This is a genomic window from Nonomuraea sp. NPDC050022, assembly GCF_044460705.1.
Classification (GTDB): domain Bacteria; phylum Actinomycetota; class Actinomycetes; order Streptosporangiales; family Streptosporangiaceae; genus Nonomuraea.
Genome location: NZ_JBITKE010000018.1, coordinates 1 through 17,602, shown reverse-complemented (window position 1 = coordinate 17,602; position 17,602 = coordinate 1). Strand labels below are relative to the sequence as shown.

Here is a 17,602-nt window from a genome sequence, read left to right as displayed (position 1 = left end):
CACCGGTTAGGGCATCGGTTGCGGGTGTCGCCGGTTCGCCGCAGCTCCTGCATGCTGACGAGACTCAAGATGAAGGTGGTGTGAGATGCCACGCGTGGCCATCAACGGACTGGGCCGCATCGGCCGGGCAGCGTTGAAGATCCTGCTGGACGGCGACGGGCTCGACCTCGTCGTGGTCAACGACATCGCCGACGTCGGCAACCTGGCCTACCTGCTCAGATACGACACCGTCTACGGGCGCTACCACCGAAAGGTCGACGCCGTGGACGGAGCGCTGCTCATCGACGACCGGCGGATCCCGGCGTTCGCCGAACATCACCCGGCGTACCTGCCGTGGGCCGACTTCGGCGTCGACCTGGTGCTGGAATGCACCGGCGTCTTCAAGACCGAGGACGACCTGAAAAAACACCTTCAAGCAGGCGCCTCGTACGTGATCCTGTCCGCGCCGACAACCGCGGAGAGCGTGCCCACGGTGGTGCACGGCGTGAACCACCCCGACGGAGAACCGCAGATCATTTCCTGCGCCAGCTGCACCACCAACTGCATCACCCCGTCATCGAGGTCGCCCACCGGCACATCGGGGTCCAACGGGCGGTGATGACGACCATCCACGCCTACACCGCCGGCCAGCAGCTCGTTGACGGCCCCAGCAAGAGTTTCCGGCGCGGCCGGGCCGGAGCGGCCAACCTGGTACCCACCTCGACCGGAGCGGCACGAGCCACCACCCGCGCCGTCCCCGAACTGGCCGGCAGGTTCGACGGGATCGCGGTGCGCGCCCCTATCCCGGTGGGCTCGATCGCCGACATCGTGTTCGTCGCCAGCCGGCCCACCACCGTCGAGGAGGTCAACAACGCCTACCGGCAGGAGGCCGCATCCGGCCGCTACTACGGCATCCTCGGGGTCTCGGAGGATCCGCTGGTCTCCGCCGACATCGTCGGCGACCCCCGTGCGGCCGTCATCGACCTTGACCTGACCCGGGTCGTGGACGCCACCCTGGTCAAGGTGATGGCCTGGTACGACAACGAATGGGGGTTCACCCACCAGATGATCCGCGAGGCTCGCACCACGCTCGGCCTGGCCGCAACCTGATGCCCTGTTCAAGGACGGTTGCGGCACTTTCGTTCTGGACCCGGAAACCGCGGTCCTCGGCGATAAGCCGGCCGGTAACTGAAGACGCCGCGGCCCAGGGGCGCCGCACCGGTGTGAGAGACAATTCACGTTGCAGGGCGGCGACTCCCAAAACTCCAGAGGCGGTCCCACGCCTGTGGCAGCAGTCGAACCCGGAGGCAAGGACGGCATGCAGAAAATCTCGCTCACAGCCCTGGCCCGCCAACAAGTCGACCGGGCAATCGCGGCCAGTGGCGGTCATGCCGCCGGCACCGTCTACGGCGGCCATGAGAAGGTGCTCCGTCAGACGGTCATCGGCATGAGCCAAGGCGCGAGCCTCGCCGAGCACGAGAACCCCGGCGAGGCCACGGTGCAGGTGCTCCACGGCCGTGTCCGCATGATCGCAGGTACGCAGTCGTGGGAGGCACGCACCGGAGATCTGCTCATCGTGCCCGACGCCCGCCACAGCCTCGAGGCGTTGGAGGACTCCGCGCTCTTGCTGACCGTTGCCAAGCTGCCCTGATCCGATGGCGGTGGGGCGGCCACCGGCAGGCCGGCCGAAACGCCCCCGCACCGGCGCTGGGGGCGTCCGTGCGGGCTGAAGCGGGCCCGCTCACCGTGGCCACCACGCCCAGGCCATGTCCCGGTCATCGCAGGAGGGCACCGCGTCTGCGTTCAGGCTAGGCCGACGTGGGCAAGGGTTGTTCCGGCCAGTTGAGGACTTTGGCGCCGAGCACCGCCGCTTGCAGGGTGAAGCGGTGAGCAGGGTCGGCGGGGTTGTAGCCGGTCAGTGTCTTGACCCGGTTCAGTCGGTAAGTGACGGTACGCACCGACACGTGCAGTCGCTTGGCCGATTCGGTGGCCACCTCTCCGGTGTCGAAGTAGGCCTCCAGGGTGGTCAGTAGCGGCTGGGCGCCACCGCGGGCCTGCACCAGGGGGCTGAGCACGGCGTGTACCAGGTCGACGATGGCGGGTTGGTCGCGTAGCAGAACCCGGTAAATGAGCAGGTCGTGGGCGTTGACGACCGGAGTGTCGACATGCAACCGGCCGGCCATGGTGAGCGCTTCGCGGGCTTCTTCGTAGGAGCGGGCGATGCCGTACAGGCCCGGATAGGCACGGCCGACAGCCACCCGCCAAGGGCGCCCGCGCGGTCGGCGGCTGAGTTCGCGGTGCATGAGCCGCCCGAGATCGTCTCCAGGATCGTCGGTGGGCGCTACCCTGCCGGCCAGGGCGGGGTCGGCGGGTGCCAGCACGACGAGGAGACCGTCCTTGGTAGCGACGAGCACGTCCCGGTCACCGAGCCGGTCGAACACGACTGCCTCCAGGGCGCTGATCGCCGCGTCGGCATCGGGCAGCCGCCGGCTTGGCGCCGCGAGGGCGACCTGGTGGACGCGGGCGAGGTCGAGCCCGAAAGGCTCGGCGCGTTCCACCAAGGCGCCCAGGTCGGAGTCGCCGCGCAGGAGGTCGTCGATCAGTTCGCGGCGCAGCGTCTCCTCCCGGCGGACCAGGTCGCGGCGCGCGTCCGCGTAGCCTTCGGCGAGCCTCGCGACCGCGAGGTCGACAACGAGCAGCACCGCGGTGGCGGCGGCGCGCACCTCCTCACGGTCGCGGGAGCGCACCGCCATCGGCAGGTCCTGCCACAGCCGCCGCGCCGCCGACAAGTACAGCTGAACCACCCGCCCGGCGGAAATGCCCTGTTCCGCGGCCCGCCGGCCGAGCAGACCCACCGCCTCCAGCTCGCCGCGCTTGGGCCGGCGTCCGTCCACGGCGGCGTCGGCCAGCAGCGGCAGGTACTCACCGAGCAACTCCACCGGCACGCCTCCAGCATCCCGACTGGCCCCTTCGGCAACACTGACGAGCCACGCGTCATCCGCATCAGATTCCGACGGTGAGCGCTCGCTGCGCCCCCGGGTGCTGTCGGCCATGCCCACCTCCGTACCCGTCTCGCCTCCCGAACCACGGACGCCTTCGATGCACCGTGTGCGGTGCCCGGCGGCAGCGGCTGGAATTCCACCGGCTGGCTTGGTCGGCCCTGCTGGTCGACGGTTCCCGATGACGGTGACGGGGCGCCTGCTTCGCCAGCCCGTCCTTGCCGGACGTCGGCAGTTTAGACCTGGCCGTACCTGTGCGCCTGGCACCTGCCCGCTACCGCGAGACTCAACCACCACGACGGGCGCATCCGAGAAACCCGCCACGGCCCATCATTGGAAGCCTCACTCGTGCTGTGGCCAGCGTCGCCGCTGTCGACGTGACCAGAGAAGGGGCAGGTCGCGACCGGCGGTCGGCGTTGACGTACCGTCTACCGGGGCACGCAGCTGCCAGGCCGACCTGCTGGGACGATCGCTGGTCACCGGTGCCTTCATCATGTTGACCGTACGGTGTGCGGTCCTCGCCGGCCGGGTGAGCGCGGTGACGCGATGGTTGCCGACGGTCGGCAACCACGCCGCCGGCATGTTGGCCGGTGGCACCCCCTGCCTTTCGCCTCATGACGACATAGGTTGGCAGTAGAAGGTGATGCCGGATCGAGCGAGGAGGCAGGCCATGACGGCCTGCCGGGATCCCGCCGCGGCTGCCCAGTTCATTGGCTCGCAGCCGCCGCCAACGCATCACTAAGACCCGCGGCGCGGACATCTGCCGCGCCTGCCACCGCAAACCTTGAGAAAGGGGCCAGTTACGTGACCAGCACTGTGCACGATCCGACTGTGCATGATCCGGTCGAGGACCTGCGCACCACGCTAGAGGAGCAGTTCCAGCGGCACAGCGACCAGCTCGCACACCTTACCGTGTGCGGCCGGCAGCCCGACCGCGGCGGCTTCGACGACGACATCCTCGAAGCTCTGATCACCTCCTCCCGCCAGGTGGTGGCCGACACCGCGCAGGCGTTGCGGCGCATGGCTGAGGGCACCTACGGGACCTGCGAAAGCTGCGCCACCGACATCCCGTTGCAACGGCTGGAAGTCCTGCCGCACGCCCGGTTCTGCGTGCCATGCCAGCGCAAGCGGACCGGCTGACCGGCCGGCACCTGGCCGGGATGCACCGGCCCGAACTCGGCCACAACTGCACTGAACGGAGACCACTGATGCGTTTCTCATCGACCCGACACTCGGCCGGCGACGGGGTCGTCACGCTGATCCCTGCGGGCGAGATCGATCTGCTCACCGCCGGTGCGCTGCGAGCCGCCATCGAGGACACACTGCATGCACCAGGCCACATCGACATCGTCGACCTGGCCAGGGTGACATTCCTCGATTGTGCGGGAATCAGCGCCCTGGTGGCCGGCCGTAACATCGCCATCCGGCGTGGACGCGGCTACACGGTAATCAATCCGCAGCGGCGCGTGCGCCGGGCCCTGGACCTTACCGGTGTTTCGGAGGAGCTCACGTACCTCCCGCAGCGAGCACCGTCGAGCAGTCGGCCGGCACGATCACCACGGCCCGGGCGGCGCCGACTCGACCAGTGGGCAGAGCTGGCACCACCTGCAGCCGCCGAGCTGAGGCATGTTTCGAGTGGCCTTGACAGCGCTCGCCGATGGCCGACCGCCACACGCGCGACGATCGTCACACGACCGCAGCAGGCAAACCATCCACGGTGGCCGCGAGCACCGCCTGTCGCAGACTGTGATCGCGTTTTCTGCAGCCCAGAGAGGAGCAGGAGAACCCAGGCGAGGCCTGCCTGCACCTGCTGCGCGGCCAGATAGGGCCGGACGTAACCGCTCACCAAGGTGCAGGCGCCGAGATCACCATCCACCGCCGGACCCGCAACGCTCATACCTGAGCATCGACTGATCGGGCCGACCACCAGATCACCCAGCTGCGGCAGCCGCCGCCGCTCACACCCGGAAGGGGACCGAGAGCATGACCATCAACCCAGCCGCTGTGATCGTTGTGGGAGTCGATGGCTCTCCGCAGAGCCTGTCCGCGGTGGACTGGGCAGCCCGGGAAGCGGCCGCCCGGCAGTGCCGGCTGCGGATCGTGCACGCGTTCCTGTGGCCACTGATGGGCGTACCGCTGGAACCGCCGGTGATGGGGCCGCCCTATGCCGGGCTCCAGCAGGCAGCCGAACAACTCCTTCGCGCCGCCACCGACCGAGCCCGCCAGGCCGCCCCCGCCCTGGACATCAGCACCGATCTTCCGGTGTGCGCCCCCGCTGCGGCGTTGATCGACGCCTCCCACGACGCTGCCCTGGTGGTGGTCGGTCACCGCGGCCTGGGTGGGTTCACCGGGCTGCTCGTCGGGTCCGTCGGCGTCCAGACCGCTGCGCACGCCGCCTGCCCCGTCGTCGTCGTGCGCGACAGCCCATCCGGTGCCCCCGATGAAACCGGCCCGGCTACCGGTCAGGTGGTGGTTGGCGTGGACGGCTCGGGCCAGTCGAATCTCGCCGTCGACTTCGCCTTCGCGCACGCGGCGCTGCACCGCCTGGGCGTCGTCGCCGTTCACGCCTACCAGTGGCGGATCGGGAGCTACCACGTGGATTACTTGTACCCAGGGCCTGCCCGGCTGCTCACCGAAGCCGTTGCCGGATACCGCGAGAAGTACCCCGATGTTCCGGTACAGCAGAAGGTCGTCCAGGGAGAGTCCGCCGATGTCCTGGTCGCCGAATCCGCGGGTGCCGCCCTGACCGTCGTAGGATCCCGTGGCCGCGGCGGCTTCACCGGCCTCCTGCTCGGCTCCACCAGCCAGCGCGTGCTGCACCACGCGCCCGGCACAGTGGCCATCGTCCGTACCCAAGCCACCCATGGCGGCGACACGACCCGACCTCGGCAGGGCGTGTCGGACGCCCCGCAACCTGCGCGAGTAGCCACCAGTCCCACCGCACCGGCAGCGCCCCAACCAACCGCCGCCGCGCAACCCGCAGCACGAGACCGGACCGGCGCCGACGCAGCGGGCACGGGCGCACCGCCGGTGTCGTCGTTCGCCAAGTCGCTGTTCACGGGCCGGCTGCCGGCCGCGATGGTGATGCCGTATCCGCGGCTGGCCCGTGACGAGCAGCGCCGCGTCGACGGCCTGATCGGCGACGCCCGGGACTTTCTGGACGCGTGCTACGACCCGATCAAGGTCGAGCAGGAACGGTGGGTGGGCGACGACATTGTGCGCGGGCTCGGTGAACGCGGTCTGCTCGGCCTGTATGTGGCGCCCGAGTACGGCGGGCAGGGCCTGTCGCAGACCGGCTACTGCCGGGTGATGGAGGAGTTCGGCGGCTACGACGGGAGCCTGTCGGTGGTCATGGGGGTGCACCAGTCGATCGGGATGAAACCGATTCACCTGTTCGGATCCGACGATCAGAAGGCCCGTTTCTTGCCCGATCTGGCCGCCGGTCGAAAGCTTGCCGGGTTCGCGTTGACCGAGCCCGGCGCCGGCTCCGACATGCGTGGCATCACCGCCTACGCCGAGCGGCAGGCCGATCGCCAGCATCCCCAGCGAACCCGCCGCCGGCGTGTGGCTGTCGGAGCCGGCCAGCGTCTTGCCGGGGATGCCGAAGCGCTGCATGTGGGTCGGGTGGGAGACACCGTTGCCCGGCTTGGAGTACCACAGTCCGAATCGATGGCAGGCCGAACGCAGGAAGGTATGGTCCTCTGCGTTCTTGCTGTCAGTCTGCAGCAGATTGTGGTCGACGTACTGCACCGACACCTCGGTGCGTGCTCGATCCAGGCCGAGCGCTTCCAGTTCGAGCATCACCAAAGTGCCGGTCGCGTCCTGGGTGAGGGTTTGGTCGATCCGCAGGGCTATCTCTTGCCCCGCGGTCATCTCGCCGGACACCAGGTGGGTGGCGATCAGTTTCTGCGCGACGTTGTGCCCCATGCTGCGCCTCCCGGCTTTCCTCAAGAGTTTGTCGCCACCCGGGCGCTACTCCTGCCACGATGACTCCTCAGCCTGCTGTCGGCCGTCAGCAGGCTGAGCCCGATTGCGGAGGTCCGGAGCGTGCGCCCGCGCATAACGGCCTGTTCCATCACGAACTGCCTTGCCGATTGCCGTGGTCAGCGCTGGAGCAGTTCGGCGAGCACTGCTGCCTCGCTGATCTCAGGCTGTTTGGTCGCGGTGAGGAGCGTCAGCATGCCGTCTTGCGCGAGCTTGCGCAGGTGCGTCACCGCGTCCGTCCGTTCGGGGGCTTGGAGCTCGCTGCGATAGCGGCGTCCGAACTCGGCGAAGAGTTCGGGGTCGTGGTGATACCAGGTGCGCAGCTCTGTTGAGGGGGCGACCTGTTTGCACCATTCGTCGAGGCCGGCCTTGGCTTTGGTCAGCCCTCGCGGCCAGATCCGATCGACCAGCACCCGGGTGCCGTCGTCTGCCGCCGGTTCTTCATAGACCCGACGCACCTGAATCTTGCTCTTGGCTGTCATTGTTCTGCCTCCTCGCGTTCGTGCGAGTTCCTGGATGGTTCAACGTCTTGACCCGCCGTTGGTTCAGGGCGAAGCGCCGACCAGCGAGCCCAGAGGTGTCCTGGGATCGCCCAGCGCGCTGGTGTCCACCCGTCCGCCCGCGCGCACGAGATCCTGGATGGCGTCGTTGACGTCCCAGATGTTGACGTTCATACCGGCCAGCACCCGCCCGCCGCGTAGCCAGAACGCGACGAACTGGCGTGCCTTGACGTCACCGCGGAAGATCACCTCGTCATATCCATCAGGTTCGACGTAGCCGGAATACTCCATTCCGAGGTCGTACTGATCGGTGAAGAAATACGGCAGCCGGTCGTAGCGGACGTCCTGGCCGAGCATGGCCTTGGCCGCGACCTGCGGTTGGTGCAGCGCGTTGGCCCAGTGCTCGACGCGGATGTGCTTACCCAGCAGATGGTGGAAGGCGTTGGCGACGTCGCCGGCGGCGTAGATGTCCAGGTCGGAGGTGCGTAGTCGCGCGGTAACTTGGACGCCGTTGTCCACCTTTAGCCCCGCGGAGAGCGCGAGCCCGCTGTTGGGGATGATGCCGATTCCGACGATGATCGCGTCGGCGTCGATCCGGGTGCCGTCGGCCAGCCGTACGCCCACGGCCTGGCCGCCGCGGCCGACGATCTCGGCGACCCGCACGCCGCAGCGCAGGTCGACCCCGCGCTCGCGGTGCAGGTCGGCGAAGACCTCGGCGACCTCGCGGCCGAGCACCCGCAGCAGCGGCAACTCCGCGCTCTCCAGGACGGTCACCTCGGCTCCGGCGGCGCGGGCGGCGGCCGCGGTCTCCAGCCCGATCCAGCCGGCGCCAATGATCGCGACCCGGGACGCGGTTGGGAAGACCGCCTTGAGCCGGTCGCTGTCTTCGACCCGGCGCAGGTAGAGCACACCATCCAGGTCGGCGCCCGGAATCGGTAGCTGCCGTGGGGAGGAGCCGGTGGCCAGCAGCAGCTTGGCGTAGCCGATCCGGCTGCCGTCGGACAGCCTCACCTCGTGCTCGGCGGGGTCGATGCCGGTGACCGCCGTGCCGAGGAGCAGATCGACGTCGTGCTCGCCGTACCACGGCTGCGGGTGGACGTAGATCTCCTCCCGCTCGGTGTGGCCCAGCAGGTAGCCCTTCGACAGCGGCGGCCGCTCGTAGGGGCGTTCGCTCTCCTCACCGACCAGCACGATCCGCCCCTGGAAGCCCTCCTCGCGCAGGGTCTGGGCGGCCTTGGCCCCCGCCAGACCTGCTCCGGCGATCAGGTACGTCATGTCAACGGCCATGTCCAGCACCTCTGTCGGTTGCTCGTAGGGTGATGGTCAGCTGCTCGCGCAGCCGGTCCCAGCTCGCCTCGAACGCGGCCACTCCCTCGTCTTCGAGCCTTTGCACGACGTCGTCGTAGTCGATGCCCAGCCGTCGCAGCCGCTCGAGTACCTGCTGGGCGTGCTGGTAGTGCCCGTGTACCGAGTCGGGCGGCACCTGGCCGTGGTCGGCGACCGCGCGCAAGGTGGCCTCGGGCATGGTGTTGACCACACCGGGCGCGACCAGATCGACCACGTAGCGCGTGTCGGGGAAGGCGGGGTCCTTGGTCGAGGTCGAGGCCCACAGCGGACGCTGCGGGCGCGCGCCCGCAGCGTCCAACGCCGTCCAGCGTGGCGAGGCGAGCACCTGCTCGTAGCGTTGATAGGCGAGCCGCGCGTTGGCCAGGGCGGCCTGGCCGCGCAGCCCGGCCGCCTCGACGGTCCCGATCTTGTCCAATCGCGCGTCGACCTCGGTGTCGAGGCGGGAGACAAAGAATGAGGCCACCGAGGCGAGCGCTGACAAATCCCGTCCGGCCCGCAGGGCGCGTTCCATCCCGTCGAGGAAGGCGTTCATCACCGCTTCGTACCGGGACAGGGAGAAGATCAGCGTGACGTTGACGCTGATTCCGTCGGCCAGGCACGCGGCGATCGCCGGCAACCCCTGACGAGCGGCCGGGATCTTGATGAACAGGTTGGGCCGGTCGACCAGCCACCACAGTGCGCGTGCCTCGGCGATCGTCGCCTCGGTGTTGTGGGCGAGTTGGGGGTCGACCTCGATCGACACCCGGCCGTCCACCCCATCGGTGGCGTCATAGACCGGCCGCAGAACATCGCAGGCGGCGCGGACGTCGAACGTGGTCAGCGCCCGCAGGGCCTCCGCGGCATCGACGCCACGCGCCGCCAGGTCGCTCATCTGTGCGTTGTAGGCATCACCGCGCGATATGGCTTTGGCGAAGATGGTGGGATTGGTGGTGACCCCCACCACGTGGTCCCGCGCGACCAGATCCGCCAAACTGCCTGAAACCAGCCGTTCCCGGCTCAGGTCGTCCAGCCAGATCGACACCCCGCGGGCAGTAAGTTCGGCTAGTGGATCGGCCATGGCATGGCTCCCTTTCCTTTTCGTGCGGTGATCTACATCCGCTTTCGTTTAGGACTCCACCAGGGCCGCCAGACCTCTTATGACACCGACGCTACGCCGGTGGACGTCAAGCCGAGTTCAGGTGGTTTCCATGACGATGGAGGCCTTCGTCCACCTCCCAGGAAGCACTGAGACCTACCGTTCAGCCAGCACTCCGCTGGACGTGACAGGGTCAAGATGTTGGCTGTCTTGCAGAGGCCGCTCGACCGGTATGGACAGCTCCTCCGCTCGCGCGGCGATGGACGGCGGGGTGGACGTGCCAGTAGTGGCCGGCGCCGGGGCGGCCTCGGGCGGCGTCGCGCGTTCCAGGAAGCGGAGCAACTCGACGGGGAAGGGCAGGACAAGGGTGGAGTTCTTCTCGGCGGCGACTTCGACGACGGTCTGAAGCAGCCGCAACTGCAGCGCCGCGGGGTGCTCGGTCATCGTCTCGGCGGCCTGGGCCAGCTTCTCCGAGGCTTGGAGTTCGCCCTCGGCGGTGATGACCCGTGAGCGCCGTTCCCGTTCGGCTTCAGCCTGGCGTGACATGGATCGCTTCATCGTCTCGGGAAGGGCCACGTCCTTGATCTCGACACGGTCGATGTGCACGCCCCAGCCCACGGCCGGGCTGTCGATCATCAGCTCGAGGCCCTGATTGAGATGCTCCCGGTTGGACAGGAGATCGTCCAGCTCGCTCTTTCCGATGATCGAACGCAGCGAGGCCAGCGCGACCTGCTGGATGGCGGACTCGTAGTCCTGAACATCGACGATCACCCGCACCGGATCGATGACCCGGAAGTAGATGACGGCGTCCACCCGGACGGTCACGTTGTCGCGGGTGATGCCGTCCTGAGGGGGCACCGGCATGGTGATGATCTGCATGTTGACCTTGTGCAGCCGGTCGGCGATCGGCGCGATCAGCGTCAGCCCGGGACCGCGGATTTCGGCGCGGACCTGCCCGAACCGCAAGACGACGCCTCGTTCGAACTGTTTGATGACCCGGACACTCGCGCCGAGCACGATCGCCCCCAGCGTAAGGAGCGCGATCAGCGCGGAGATGACGATGATGTCGATCATTGCATCCTCCGATGCTCTGCCCTCAGCCGGCTTTATCGACGAGGGCCTTCTCTATCTCCTGCCGGGCGCCGTCGGCATCACGGCCGTCCACGGCTACTCTCCCGGCGGTGAGCGCGTGCGTAGCAGACCCACATGGTCAACGCGGCGAACAGCAAAGCGATGAACGGCGATCCGGCCAGCAGCAGAATCACCCCGAACACCGAACTGAAGACGAGCATGACCGTGTACGCCCGCCTGGACAGGTCAGGCGCCGCCGCCCGGCGCAGGCATCGCGCGTCGGTGTCGAAGGACTGGGCGAACTCAGGATCCTCGACCAGCAACCTGCGCTGGATCTCACGCAGTGCTTCGCGTTCGTAGTCGTCGAGCACGACACACCTCCAGGGCGCTGTCGCCAGGTGCGATCTCATCCTCCATCTACCTGGACATTTATATCGTAGCACGATATAAATGGAAGTCCAGACCCCGTTGCCGCAGGCACCCCGCACGTGTGGGAAGGTGCACTTATATCGCATCGCGATATGATTGTGAGAGATTCGAGAGAGGGGCGGCACGGTCGTGGAGGACGAAGCAACGCAACCCGAGCCCCTGACCAAGCAGGACTTCGAGGCGCTGGCCCGGTTCCGTTTCGGGATCCGCACCTATCTGCGCTTCAGCGAGGAGGCGGTGCGCGCTGCCGGCCTGACCCCGCAGCAATACCAGCTACTGCTGGCTCTGAAAGGGTTCCCCGGCCGCGACTGGGCGAGCGTACGGGAACTCGCCGACCGGCTGCTGTTGCGCCACCACAGCGTGGTCGAACTCATCAGCCGAGCGCACAAACAGGGCCTCGTACACCGGGGCGCGCATCCCAGCGACGGCCGGGCGGTGCGGGTGATGCTGACGCCCGAAGGCGAGCGCGTCATGGCGCGCCTGGGCGAGCTACACCGCGACGAACTGCGGCGCATGAACACCGCGATTCTCCCCCCGGTATGGGACAGCGACTCGCAGCCGGACACGCTGTCCCCCCATGCGGCGGCCCGGACGGAGTCCGCCCTACCACGCCACCGCGGCGATCTTGGCGGAGAACTGATCTAAGGCTCGGCCACGCGTCGTCGCCGGCGCGACGCACGCCTTTGGCGGTACGTAAAGGAACGGCATGGACAGGAATGACGCACCAGGCATCAGGGGAAGACGAGCGGCAAGGGCCGTGATCGCCACTCAGGGAGTGGTGCACCATGCACGCGTCGGGAAAGACCCAGGTGGACTGGCTCCACCGGGCCGCAAAGAGTAGGTCATTCCAGACGAACGCATGTATGGCCGGCGCACGCAAGCTGAACCACCAAGTTACGGCATCGGCCTCGCCCAGATCCGGTCAAAGGAAGCGACCATGAATACTCAGACCACGTTGACCATGGAACACGCTCACCTCCTGACCCAGATCACCGACCGAGCCCGGGTCGTCCTGCAGCTCGCCTCGCAAGACCGATGGCCCAGCCAGGAGCTGACGGCGCTGGCCCGCTATCTACGCGCGGAGCTCATCAGGCAGTTCACCGACGAAGAACGGCTACTCTTCCCCGCCCACGAAGCCACCCCCGAACTGTCCCGGCTGGCCCGCGACCACGCACGGCTGCGCGCCTGCGTGGACACCATCGCCGCCGCGGCCCGCGAGCGCGGCACCCGCTCCCCCGCCCAGATCGCCACCACCGTCCGCGACCTGCTCACCCAGCTACACAACCACCTCGCCACCGAGCAGGCCACCCTGACCGCGCCTGGCAGGCCGACGATCTCCACCGCCGCCCTCGGCGCCTGCCCGCACCGCTGGTATCCGCTCACCGAAGGCCCCACGATCGACCTGGACGCGCTGCCCGCCGAGCGGCTGCTCGATGCCATCGGCGACCGGCTGCACAGGCTGCCCCGCGGGGAACACCTCGACCTGTATTCCCGCACCGACCCGGGCAAACTCTGCGACGCCCTGGCGACCAGCCAAGACGACTACGGCTTCACCTTCCTGGCCTACGGGCCGGACCAGTGGCGGGTACGCGTCACCCGCCGACTCGAAAGGTGATCCGCATGGCCGTCACCGAGCACGTCACCTCTGCCGCCCTGACTCGCACCGCGAAGGGTCGGCTCCTGGTGTCCTGGCTATCATCGACGGACCACAAGGTCATCGGCTATCTCTACCTGATCACCTCATTCGGCTTCTTCCTGATCGGCGGGGCCATGGCCATGGTGATCCGGGCCGAGCTGACCCGGCCGGGACTGCAGTTCGTCACCACCGAGCAGTACAACCAGCTCTTCACCATGCACGGCACCATCATGCTGCTGCTGTTCGCCACCCCGCTGTTTGCCGGATTCACCAACGTCATCATGCCGCTGCAGATCGGCGCACCCGACGTGGCCTTCCCCCGCCTCAACGCGGTCAGCTACTGGCTGTTCCTGTTCGGCGGACTGATCGCCATCAGCGGGTTCATTACCCCAGGAGGCGCGGCAGCCTTCGGCTGGTTCGCCTACACACCCCTGTCCAGCGCGATCAGCTCGCCGGGAATCGGCGGCGACCTGTGGATCATGGGCTTGAGCCTGGCCGGTCTCGGCACGATCCTGGGATCCGTCAACTTCATCACCACGATCGTGGGCATGCGGGCGCCGGGCATGACCATGTTCCGGATGCCGATCTTCACCTGGAACGTGCTGCTGACCTCGATGATGGTGCTGATGGCCTTCCCCGTACTCGCCGCCGCACTGCTGGCCCTGGAAGCCGACCGGAAACTGGGCACGCACATCTACGACGCGAGCAACGGCGGCGCGATGCTCTGGCAGCACCTGTTCTGGTTCTTCGGCCACCCCGAGGTCTACATCATCGCGCTGCCGTTCTTCGGCATCATCACCGAGGTCCTCCCGGTCTTCAGCCGCAAGCCCGTATTCGGCTACATCGGGCTGGTGTCGGCCACGATCGCGATCGCCGGACTATCGATGACCGTGTGGGCGCACCACATGTTCGGCACGGGCCAGGTGCTGCTGCCGTTCTTCTCGTTCATGAGCTTCCTCATCGCAGTGCCCACCGGGGTGAAATTCTTCAACTGGACCGGCACCATGTGGCGAGGACATCTCAGCTTCGAAACCCCGATGCTGTTCGCGCTCGGCTTTTTGATCACCTTCCTGTTCGGCGGACTAACCGGCGTGATTATGGCCTCCCCGCCGCTGGACTTCCACGTCACCGACAGCTACTTCGTGGTCGCGCACTTCCACTACGTCGTGTTCGGAACCGTGGTGTTCGCGATGTTCGCCGGCTTCTACTTCTGGTGGCCGAAAATGACGGGCAGGCTACTCAACGAGACCTGGGGAAAGCTTCACTTCTGGACGCTGTTCGTCGGCTTCCACACCACCTTCCTGATCCAGCACTGGCTCGGCGCACTCGGCATGCCCCGGCGTTACGCCGACTACAGCCCCGCCGACGGCTTCACCACGCTCAACGCCGTATCATCAGCGGGCGCATTCCTGCTCGGGGCGTCCACACTGCCCTTCCTCTACAACGTCTGGCGCACAGCACGCGGCGCGCGCCGCCCACTGCCGGATGACCCCTGGGGATTCGGCAACTCACTGGAGTGGGCCACCTCGTGCCCGCCACCGCGGCACAACTTCACCGCCCTCCCGCGCATCCGATCCGAACGCCCCGCCTTCGACCTCCACTACCCACACGAGCCCCCGAGCTGATCTGTATGGCTCTTCCCAGGTCCCCTTCTCGTACGGTTGACCCGCCGATACTTGGTGATCAACTGCGATGACGCCGATGCGGCTCTAGCAGTCACTCCTCCCCGAGGACGGTGTGCAGACGAGCATGTCGAGCAGGATGTCGATGTTGCCGATCGCATGGACAAAGCACTCGCGGGCGGCTTCTATCGCCGCGACGTGCCCCGCGGCCTGCTTCACGCTGGGCACCTGACCTGCCGCGACAACGCCGGGCAACCGATCGAGCCCTCGGCAGCTTGCGCGGCGGCCACCGGAATGGGACCGGTGCTCGGGTCCTGGGCGATCAGCCGTAGTGGCCCGAGCACCCGCAGCGTCTGCCACTGCAGGAAGCCGGTCAGCTTGACCGGGTGTCAGTGACGCCCACGCTGACCAGCTGCTGATCGTGCGCCTCGGCCAGGTCCACCGCGCCGTCGGCGAGCGTCTCGGCGAGCATCGCCTCGACCTGAGCCGCTCCGAGCAGCGTTGGCCAGCCGCACCTGGTAGCGCCGGTGGCCGAGCCGGGCCTGTTCGGCCTCGTGTTCAGCCTGGCTGCCCTTCCCCTTGTATATGCCCAAGGCCATCAGGGCGGCAGCCAGCTGCTGCACGGAGGCGGACTGCTCCGAACGGGGCGTGGCGGCGCTCATGGCGCTCACCGTAGTGCCGCCGGAATCCCGGCGGGGACATATCCGGGCAACTGCCGGTTCACCGCTCGATCGCGACGCACGCTCAGGCCGGGCCGGCGGGGAACAACACGCGCGACTCCAGGTCCAGACGGGTCACCGGAGCCTGCTCCGGCGGGGTCAGGTTGATGATCCAGTTGCCGAACCAGCGGACGGTGTGGGTGATGTAAGGGGAGACAGTGGCCAGGTCGTCAACGTCCACACTCTCGCCCTCGGCGGCGAGCTGGTTGGCAGCGTCGGTGATGTCGCAGGCGGTCGAGTAGATCACACAATTCGCGATCAGCTCGTTAAATTTGATCACCTTCTCCTGGTAGTCGGGGTCGTTGTGGCCGATCAGCTTGCCGCCGAACATCAGCCAGTCGGCGAAGCCGTGGAAGGCTTCGGTGCGGTTGGTGATCGCGGTGATCTGCTCGCGAAGCTCGGGCTGCGACAGATAGCGCAGCAGCGTGATCGTGCGGATCGCCCGCCCCAGCTCGCGAAAGGCCCGATACAGCCGGTTCTTTCGCGAGTGGTTGCCCAGGCGGCGCAGCAGCGTCACCGATGACAACCGGCTCTCCCGGATGGAGATCGCGGTACGCAGCAAGTCCGTCCAATGCGTCTGGATCAGCGCCCAGTCGGTCACCTCCTGCCCGAACAACGGCTCGATGTGGGTGTAGCGGATACGCTCATCAGGCCGATAGAAAATCAGGTCGTGCCAGTTGCGGATGCGCGGCAACAGATCGAAGCACGGCAGCGCGGCGTCCAGGCTGCAATAGAAGTGGGCGGAGATCATCCCTCGGCGGGTGGCGTGTGGGCGCTGCTGTCGAACATCGCCTCCACCAGAGCGCGGGCCCGCTCGATGTCGGGGCCGTCGAAGTCGCGGGTGACCAGTACGACGCACCGGGCCTCGTCGGCGGGGCCATAGGCGGGGGTGCTGCGCTGCAGCCGGGCAGGCCGTACTCCGGCCCGTTCGATCTCGGGCGCGGCCGCGTCCACCTCCTGTTTCCAGCTCAGGTCCTGTCGGCGGGCGTCGTCCCGGTCGGTGAGCGCAGCAGGGTGTCACCGTCGTCCGCCGGCCAGGACCGCGTACGAACGCAGCCCCGCACCGGTCCACGGCCGTGCCTGCCACGCCACCGCGATGGCCTGCACCACGGCCTCCTGCCGCTGCGGCGAGCCCACCCTCTAGACGCCGAACAACGCCATGCCATCGTCGGACCTCAACCGCGGTAGAGGTCCAGGCCGCAGGCGAGCTCGGGCGCCGGTCAGGCAGCGCCGCCCGCCAGCTGGCCGGCGCGCCGCTGCAGGTCGGCGCCGAACTCCTCGGCCCTGGCCAGCTGAGTGCACAGCGCCTCGCAGCGCTCGCGGGTGGCCTGCTCGAAGTGGCCGAGCCTGGCCAGCATCTGCTCGCGCTCGGCCGCCTCCAGGGCCGCCGCGCCGGTGTCGTCGAGCCGGTCGGTGATGGACAACAGCTCGCCCATCTCCTCCAGCGTGAAGCCGAGCGGCTTCATCCGGCGGATCACCATCAGCCGGGCCACGTCGGCCTCGGTGTAGAGGCGGAAACCCCCCTGGCTGCGGGCGGAGGGCCGCACCAGACCCACCTCGTCGTAGTGCCGGATGGTCCGCAGCGAAAGCCCGGTGCGGGTCGCCACCTCCCCGATGTGCAGGTGATCCGCCGAAGCCGGAGCTTCGCCCTCGGCGGCGGGGAGCGCCGATCCGTCCATCTTCCGTACGACCTCACTGCTCGGACTGGTTGGGCGGTGCTGGGCCCGCCGAATCTCTACCCTAACGTTAGGGTAAAGTTCCTGGTGACCGGACCGCATGAAGATGTCCCGGCACAGACCGGACACATCCCCCCGGCCCATGACGTGCACCAGCGCCGCACGAGCGCCGGCCCATCACGAGGTAAGGAACATCGACGCGCGCATGCCTTTGATCGCCCCCTGCTGCCCGCCGTGACCTACCCGCGGTAGCGCCACTCGCATCCCCGGCCGATCGCCTCCATCAACTCGGGCACGCTCGCAAGCGCGCCCCGCGGCCCTTGCGGGCCGCTCCCTCGTCTGCTGCCGCCGTGCCCCTCGCCGGCGGCATGTTGCCCGCGGCCCCATGCGAGGCCGAGCCATGCCTTGAAGGACGCCTGTTGCCTAGCTCATCCACACCAGCCCACCCATCCACGACGCTCGCCGGCCGCCTGCGGCCGGGCAGGCCCGCCTGGTTGAGCCCGTCGGTGGCCCGGACCGAGATCCTGTCCGGACTGGTCGTCGCCCTCGCCCTGATCCCCGAGGC

At 68.0% G+C, this 17,602-nt stretch carries 19 protein-coding genes and 2 pseudogenes; 9 read left to right on the top strand and 12 right to left on the bottom strand.

The features are described 5' to 3' along the window. Nucleotides 1–85: 85 nt before the first annotated feature. The 3 genes from ACIBO2_RS51745 to ACIBO2_RS51735 all read left to right on the top strand — a co-directional run bounded on the left by ACIBO2_RS51745 (nucleotide 86) and on the right by ACIBO2_RS51735 (nucleotide 1,630). Nucleotides 86–598, top strand: a complete 513-nt coding sequence (locus tag ACIBO2_RS51745; protein WP_397304734.1) for a glyceraldehyde 3-phosphate dehydrogenase NAD-binding domain-containing protein — start codon at nucleotides 86–88, stop codon at nucleotides 596–598. Beyond that, a complete protein-coding gene (locus ACIBO2_RS51740) occupies nucleotides 598–1,089 on the top strand; it encodes a hypothetical protein (RefSeq protein ID WP_397304733.1) in 492 nt (163 codons plus the stop codon). Before ACIBO2_RS51745 ends, ACIBO2_RS51740 begins: the two co-directional genes overlap by 1 nt. Before the next feature lie 208 nt (nucleotides 1,090–1,297). Beyond that, entirely contained in the window at nucleotides 1,298–1,630 is a 333-nt protein-coding gene (locus ACIBO2_RS51735; protein WP_397304842.1) for a cupin domain-containing protein, read from the top strand. 157 nt (nucleotides 1,631–1,787) lie between these two features. Here the strand turns inward: ACIBO2_RS51735 and ACIBO2_RS51730 are convergent, their stop codons facing one another. Further along, complete coding sequence (locus ACIBO2_RS51730; protein WP_358547843.1) at nucleotides 1,788–2,924, bottom strand: helix-turn-helix domain-containing protein; 1,137 nt, start codon at nucleotides 2,922–2,924, stop codon at nucleotides 1,788–1,790. Between the two features lie 858 nt (nucleotides 2,925–3,782). On the opposite strand from ACIBO2_RS51730, the gene ACIBO2_RS51725 reads away from it, so the two are divergent. From ACIBO2_RS51725 to ACIBO2_RS51715, 3 genes and pseudogenes are all read left to right on the top strand, one after another. Beyond that, nucleotides 3,783–4,118, top strand: coding sequence for a TraR/DksA C4-type zinc finger protein (locus ACIBO2_RS51725; protein ID WP_358547840.1), 336 nt, complete (start codon nucleotides 3,783–3,785; stop codon nucleotides 4,116–4,118). Beyond that, nucleotides 4,094–4,804, top strand: a complete 711-nt coding sequence (locus tag ACIBO2_RS51720; protein WP_397304732.1) for an STAS domain-containing protein — start codon at nucleotides 4,094–4,096, stop codon at nucleotides 4,802–4,804. The genes ACIBO2_RS51725 and ACIBO2_RS51720 overlap by 25 nt, the downstream gene beginning before the upstream one ends. 157 nt (nucleotides 4,805–4,961) lie before the next feature. Then, nucleotides 4,962–6,410: pseudogene (locus ACIBO2_RS51715) on the top strand (universal stress protein); the annotation flags it as partial. Between the two features lie 93 nt (nucleotides 6,411–6,503). On the opposite strand, the pseudogene ACIBO2_RS51710 reads toward ACIBO2_RS51715, so the two are convergent. From ACIBO2_RS51710 to ACIBO2_RS51685, 6 genes and pseudogenes are all read right to left on the bottom strand, one after another. After that, nucleotides 6,504–6,905: pseudogene (locus ACIBO2_RS51710) on the bottom strand (aconitase family protein); the annotation flags it as partial. A 176-nt stretch (nucleotides 6,906–7,081) separates the two neighbouring features. Next, a complete protein-coding gene (locus ACIBO2_RS51705; protein WP_358547836.1) occupies nucleotides 7,082–7,444 on the bottom strand; it encodes a DUF488 family protein in 363 nt (120 codons plus the stop codon). 63 nt (nucleotides 7,445–7,507) lie between these two features. After that, on the bottom strand, nucleotides 7,508–8,749 hold the full coding sequence (locus ACIBO2_RS51700; RefSeq protein WP_397304731.1) for an NAD(P)/FAD-dependent oxidoreductase: 1,242 nt from the start codon (nucleotides 8,747–8,749) through the stop codon (nucleotides 7,508–7,510). Continuing rightward, nucleotides 8,739–9,866 (bottom strand): transaldolase, encoded by a 1,128-nt coding sequence (tal, locus tag ACIBO2_RS51695; protein ID WP_397304730.1) that lies wholly within the window; start codon nucleotides 9,864–9,866, stop codon nucleotides 8,739–8,741. Before tal ends, ACIBO2_RS51700 begins: the two co-directional genes overlap by 11 nt. Before the next feature lie 174 nt (nucleotides 9,867–10,040). Further along, on the bottom strand, nucleotides 10,041–10,958 hold the full coding sequence (locus ACIBO2_RS51690; protein ID WP_358547829.1) for a slipin family protein: 918 nt from the start codon (nucleotides 10,956–10,958) through the stop codon (nucleotides 10,041–10,043). A gap of 77 nt (nucleotides 10,959–11,035) precedes the next feature. After that, nucleotides 11,036–11,326, bottom strand: coding sequence for a DUF3040 domain-containing protein (locus ACIBO2_RS51685; RefSeq protein ID WP_358547826.1), 291 nt, complete (start codon nucleotides 11,324–11,326; stop codon nucleotides 11,036–11,038). Nucleotides 11,327–11,513: 187 nt separating this feature from the next. On the opposite strand from ACIBO2_RS51685, the gene ACIBO2_RS51680 reads away from it, so the two are divergent. From ACIBO2_RS51680 to ctaD, 3 genes are all read left to right on the top strand, one after another. After that, nucleotides 11,514–12,029: a MarR family winged helix-turn-helix transcriptional regulator gene (locus tag ACIBO2_RS51680; protein WP_358547824.1), complete on the top strand. Its 516-nt coding sequence runs from the start codon at nucleotides 11,514–11,516 to the stop codon at nucleotides 12,027–12,029. Between the two features lie 292 nt (nucleotides 12,030–12,321). Further along, complete coding sequence (locus ACIBO2_RS51675) at nucleotides 12,322–12,999, top strand: hemerythrin domain-containing protein (RefSeq protein ID WP_358547821.1); 678 nt, start codon at nucleotides 12,322–12,324, stop codon at nucleotides 12,997–12,999. Between the two features lie 5 nt (nucleotides 13,000–13,004). Continuing rightward, nucleotides 13,005–14,645, top strand: a complete 1,641-nt coding sequence (gene ctaD, locus ACIBO2_RS51670; protein ID WP_358547818.1) for a cytochrome c oxidase subunit I — start codon at nucleotides 13,005–13,007, stop codon at nucleotides 14,643–14,645. Between the two features lie 84 nt (nucleotides 14,646–14,729). Here ctaD and ACIBO2_RS51665 read toward each other — a convergent pair whose 3' ends face one another. The 5 genes from ACIBO2_RS51665 to ACIBO2_RS51645 all read right to left on the bottom strand — a co-directional run bounded on the left by ACIBO2_RS51665 (nucleotide 14,730) and on the right by ACIBO2_RS51645 (nucleotide 17,040). Next, nucleotides 14,730–14,861: a hypothetical protein gene (locus ACIBO2_RS51665; RefSeq protein ID WP_358547816.1), complete on the bottom strand. Its 132-nt coding sequence runs from the start codon at nucleotides 14,859–14,861 to the stop codon at nucleotides 14,730–14,732. Beyond that, entirely contained in the window at nucleotides 14,858–14,986 is a 129-nt protein-coding gene (locus ACIBO2_RS51660) for a DUF6245 family protein (protein ID WP_358547814.1), read from the bottom strand. The genes ACIBO2_RS51665 and ACIBO2_RS51660 overlap by 4 nt, the downstream gene beginning before the upstream one ends. A 400-nt stretch (nucleotides 14,987–15,386) precedes the next feature. Then, nucleotides 15,387–16,112 carry a Tn3 family transposase gene (locus tag ACIBO2_RS51655; protein WP_397304729.1) on the bottom strand — a complete coding sequence of 242 codons (726 nt, stop codon included), beginning with the start codon at nucleotides 16,110–16,112 and terminating at the stop codon, nucleotides 15,387–15,389. After that, nucleotides 16,109–16,315 (bottom strand): hypothetical protein, encoded by a 207-nt coding sequence (locus ACIBO2_RS51650; RefSeq protein WP_397304728.1) that lies wholly within the window; start codon nucleotides 16,313–16,315, stop codon nucleotides 16,109–16,111. Before ACIBO2_RS51650 ends, ACIBO2_RS51655 begins: the two co-directional genes overlap by 4 nt. A gap of 266 nt (nucleotides 16,316–16,581) precedes the next feature. Next, nucleotides 16,582–17,040 (bottom strand): MerR family transcriptional regulator, encoded by a 459-nt coding sequence (locus ACIBO2_RS51645; protein ID WP_397304727.1) that lies wholly within the window; start codon nucleotides 17,038–17,040, stop codon nucleotides 16,582–16,584. Between the last annotated feature and the right edge of the window lie 562 nt (nucleotides 17,041–17,602).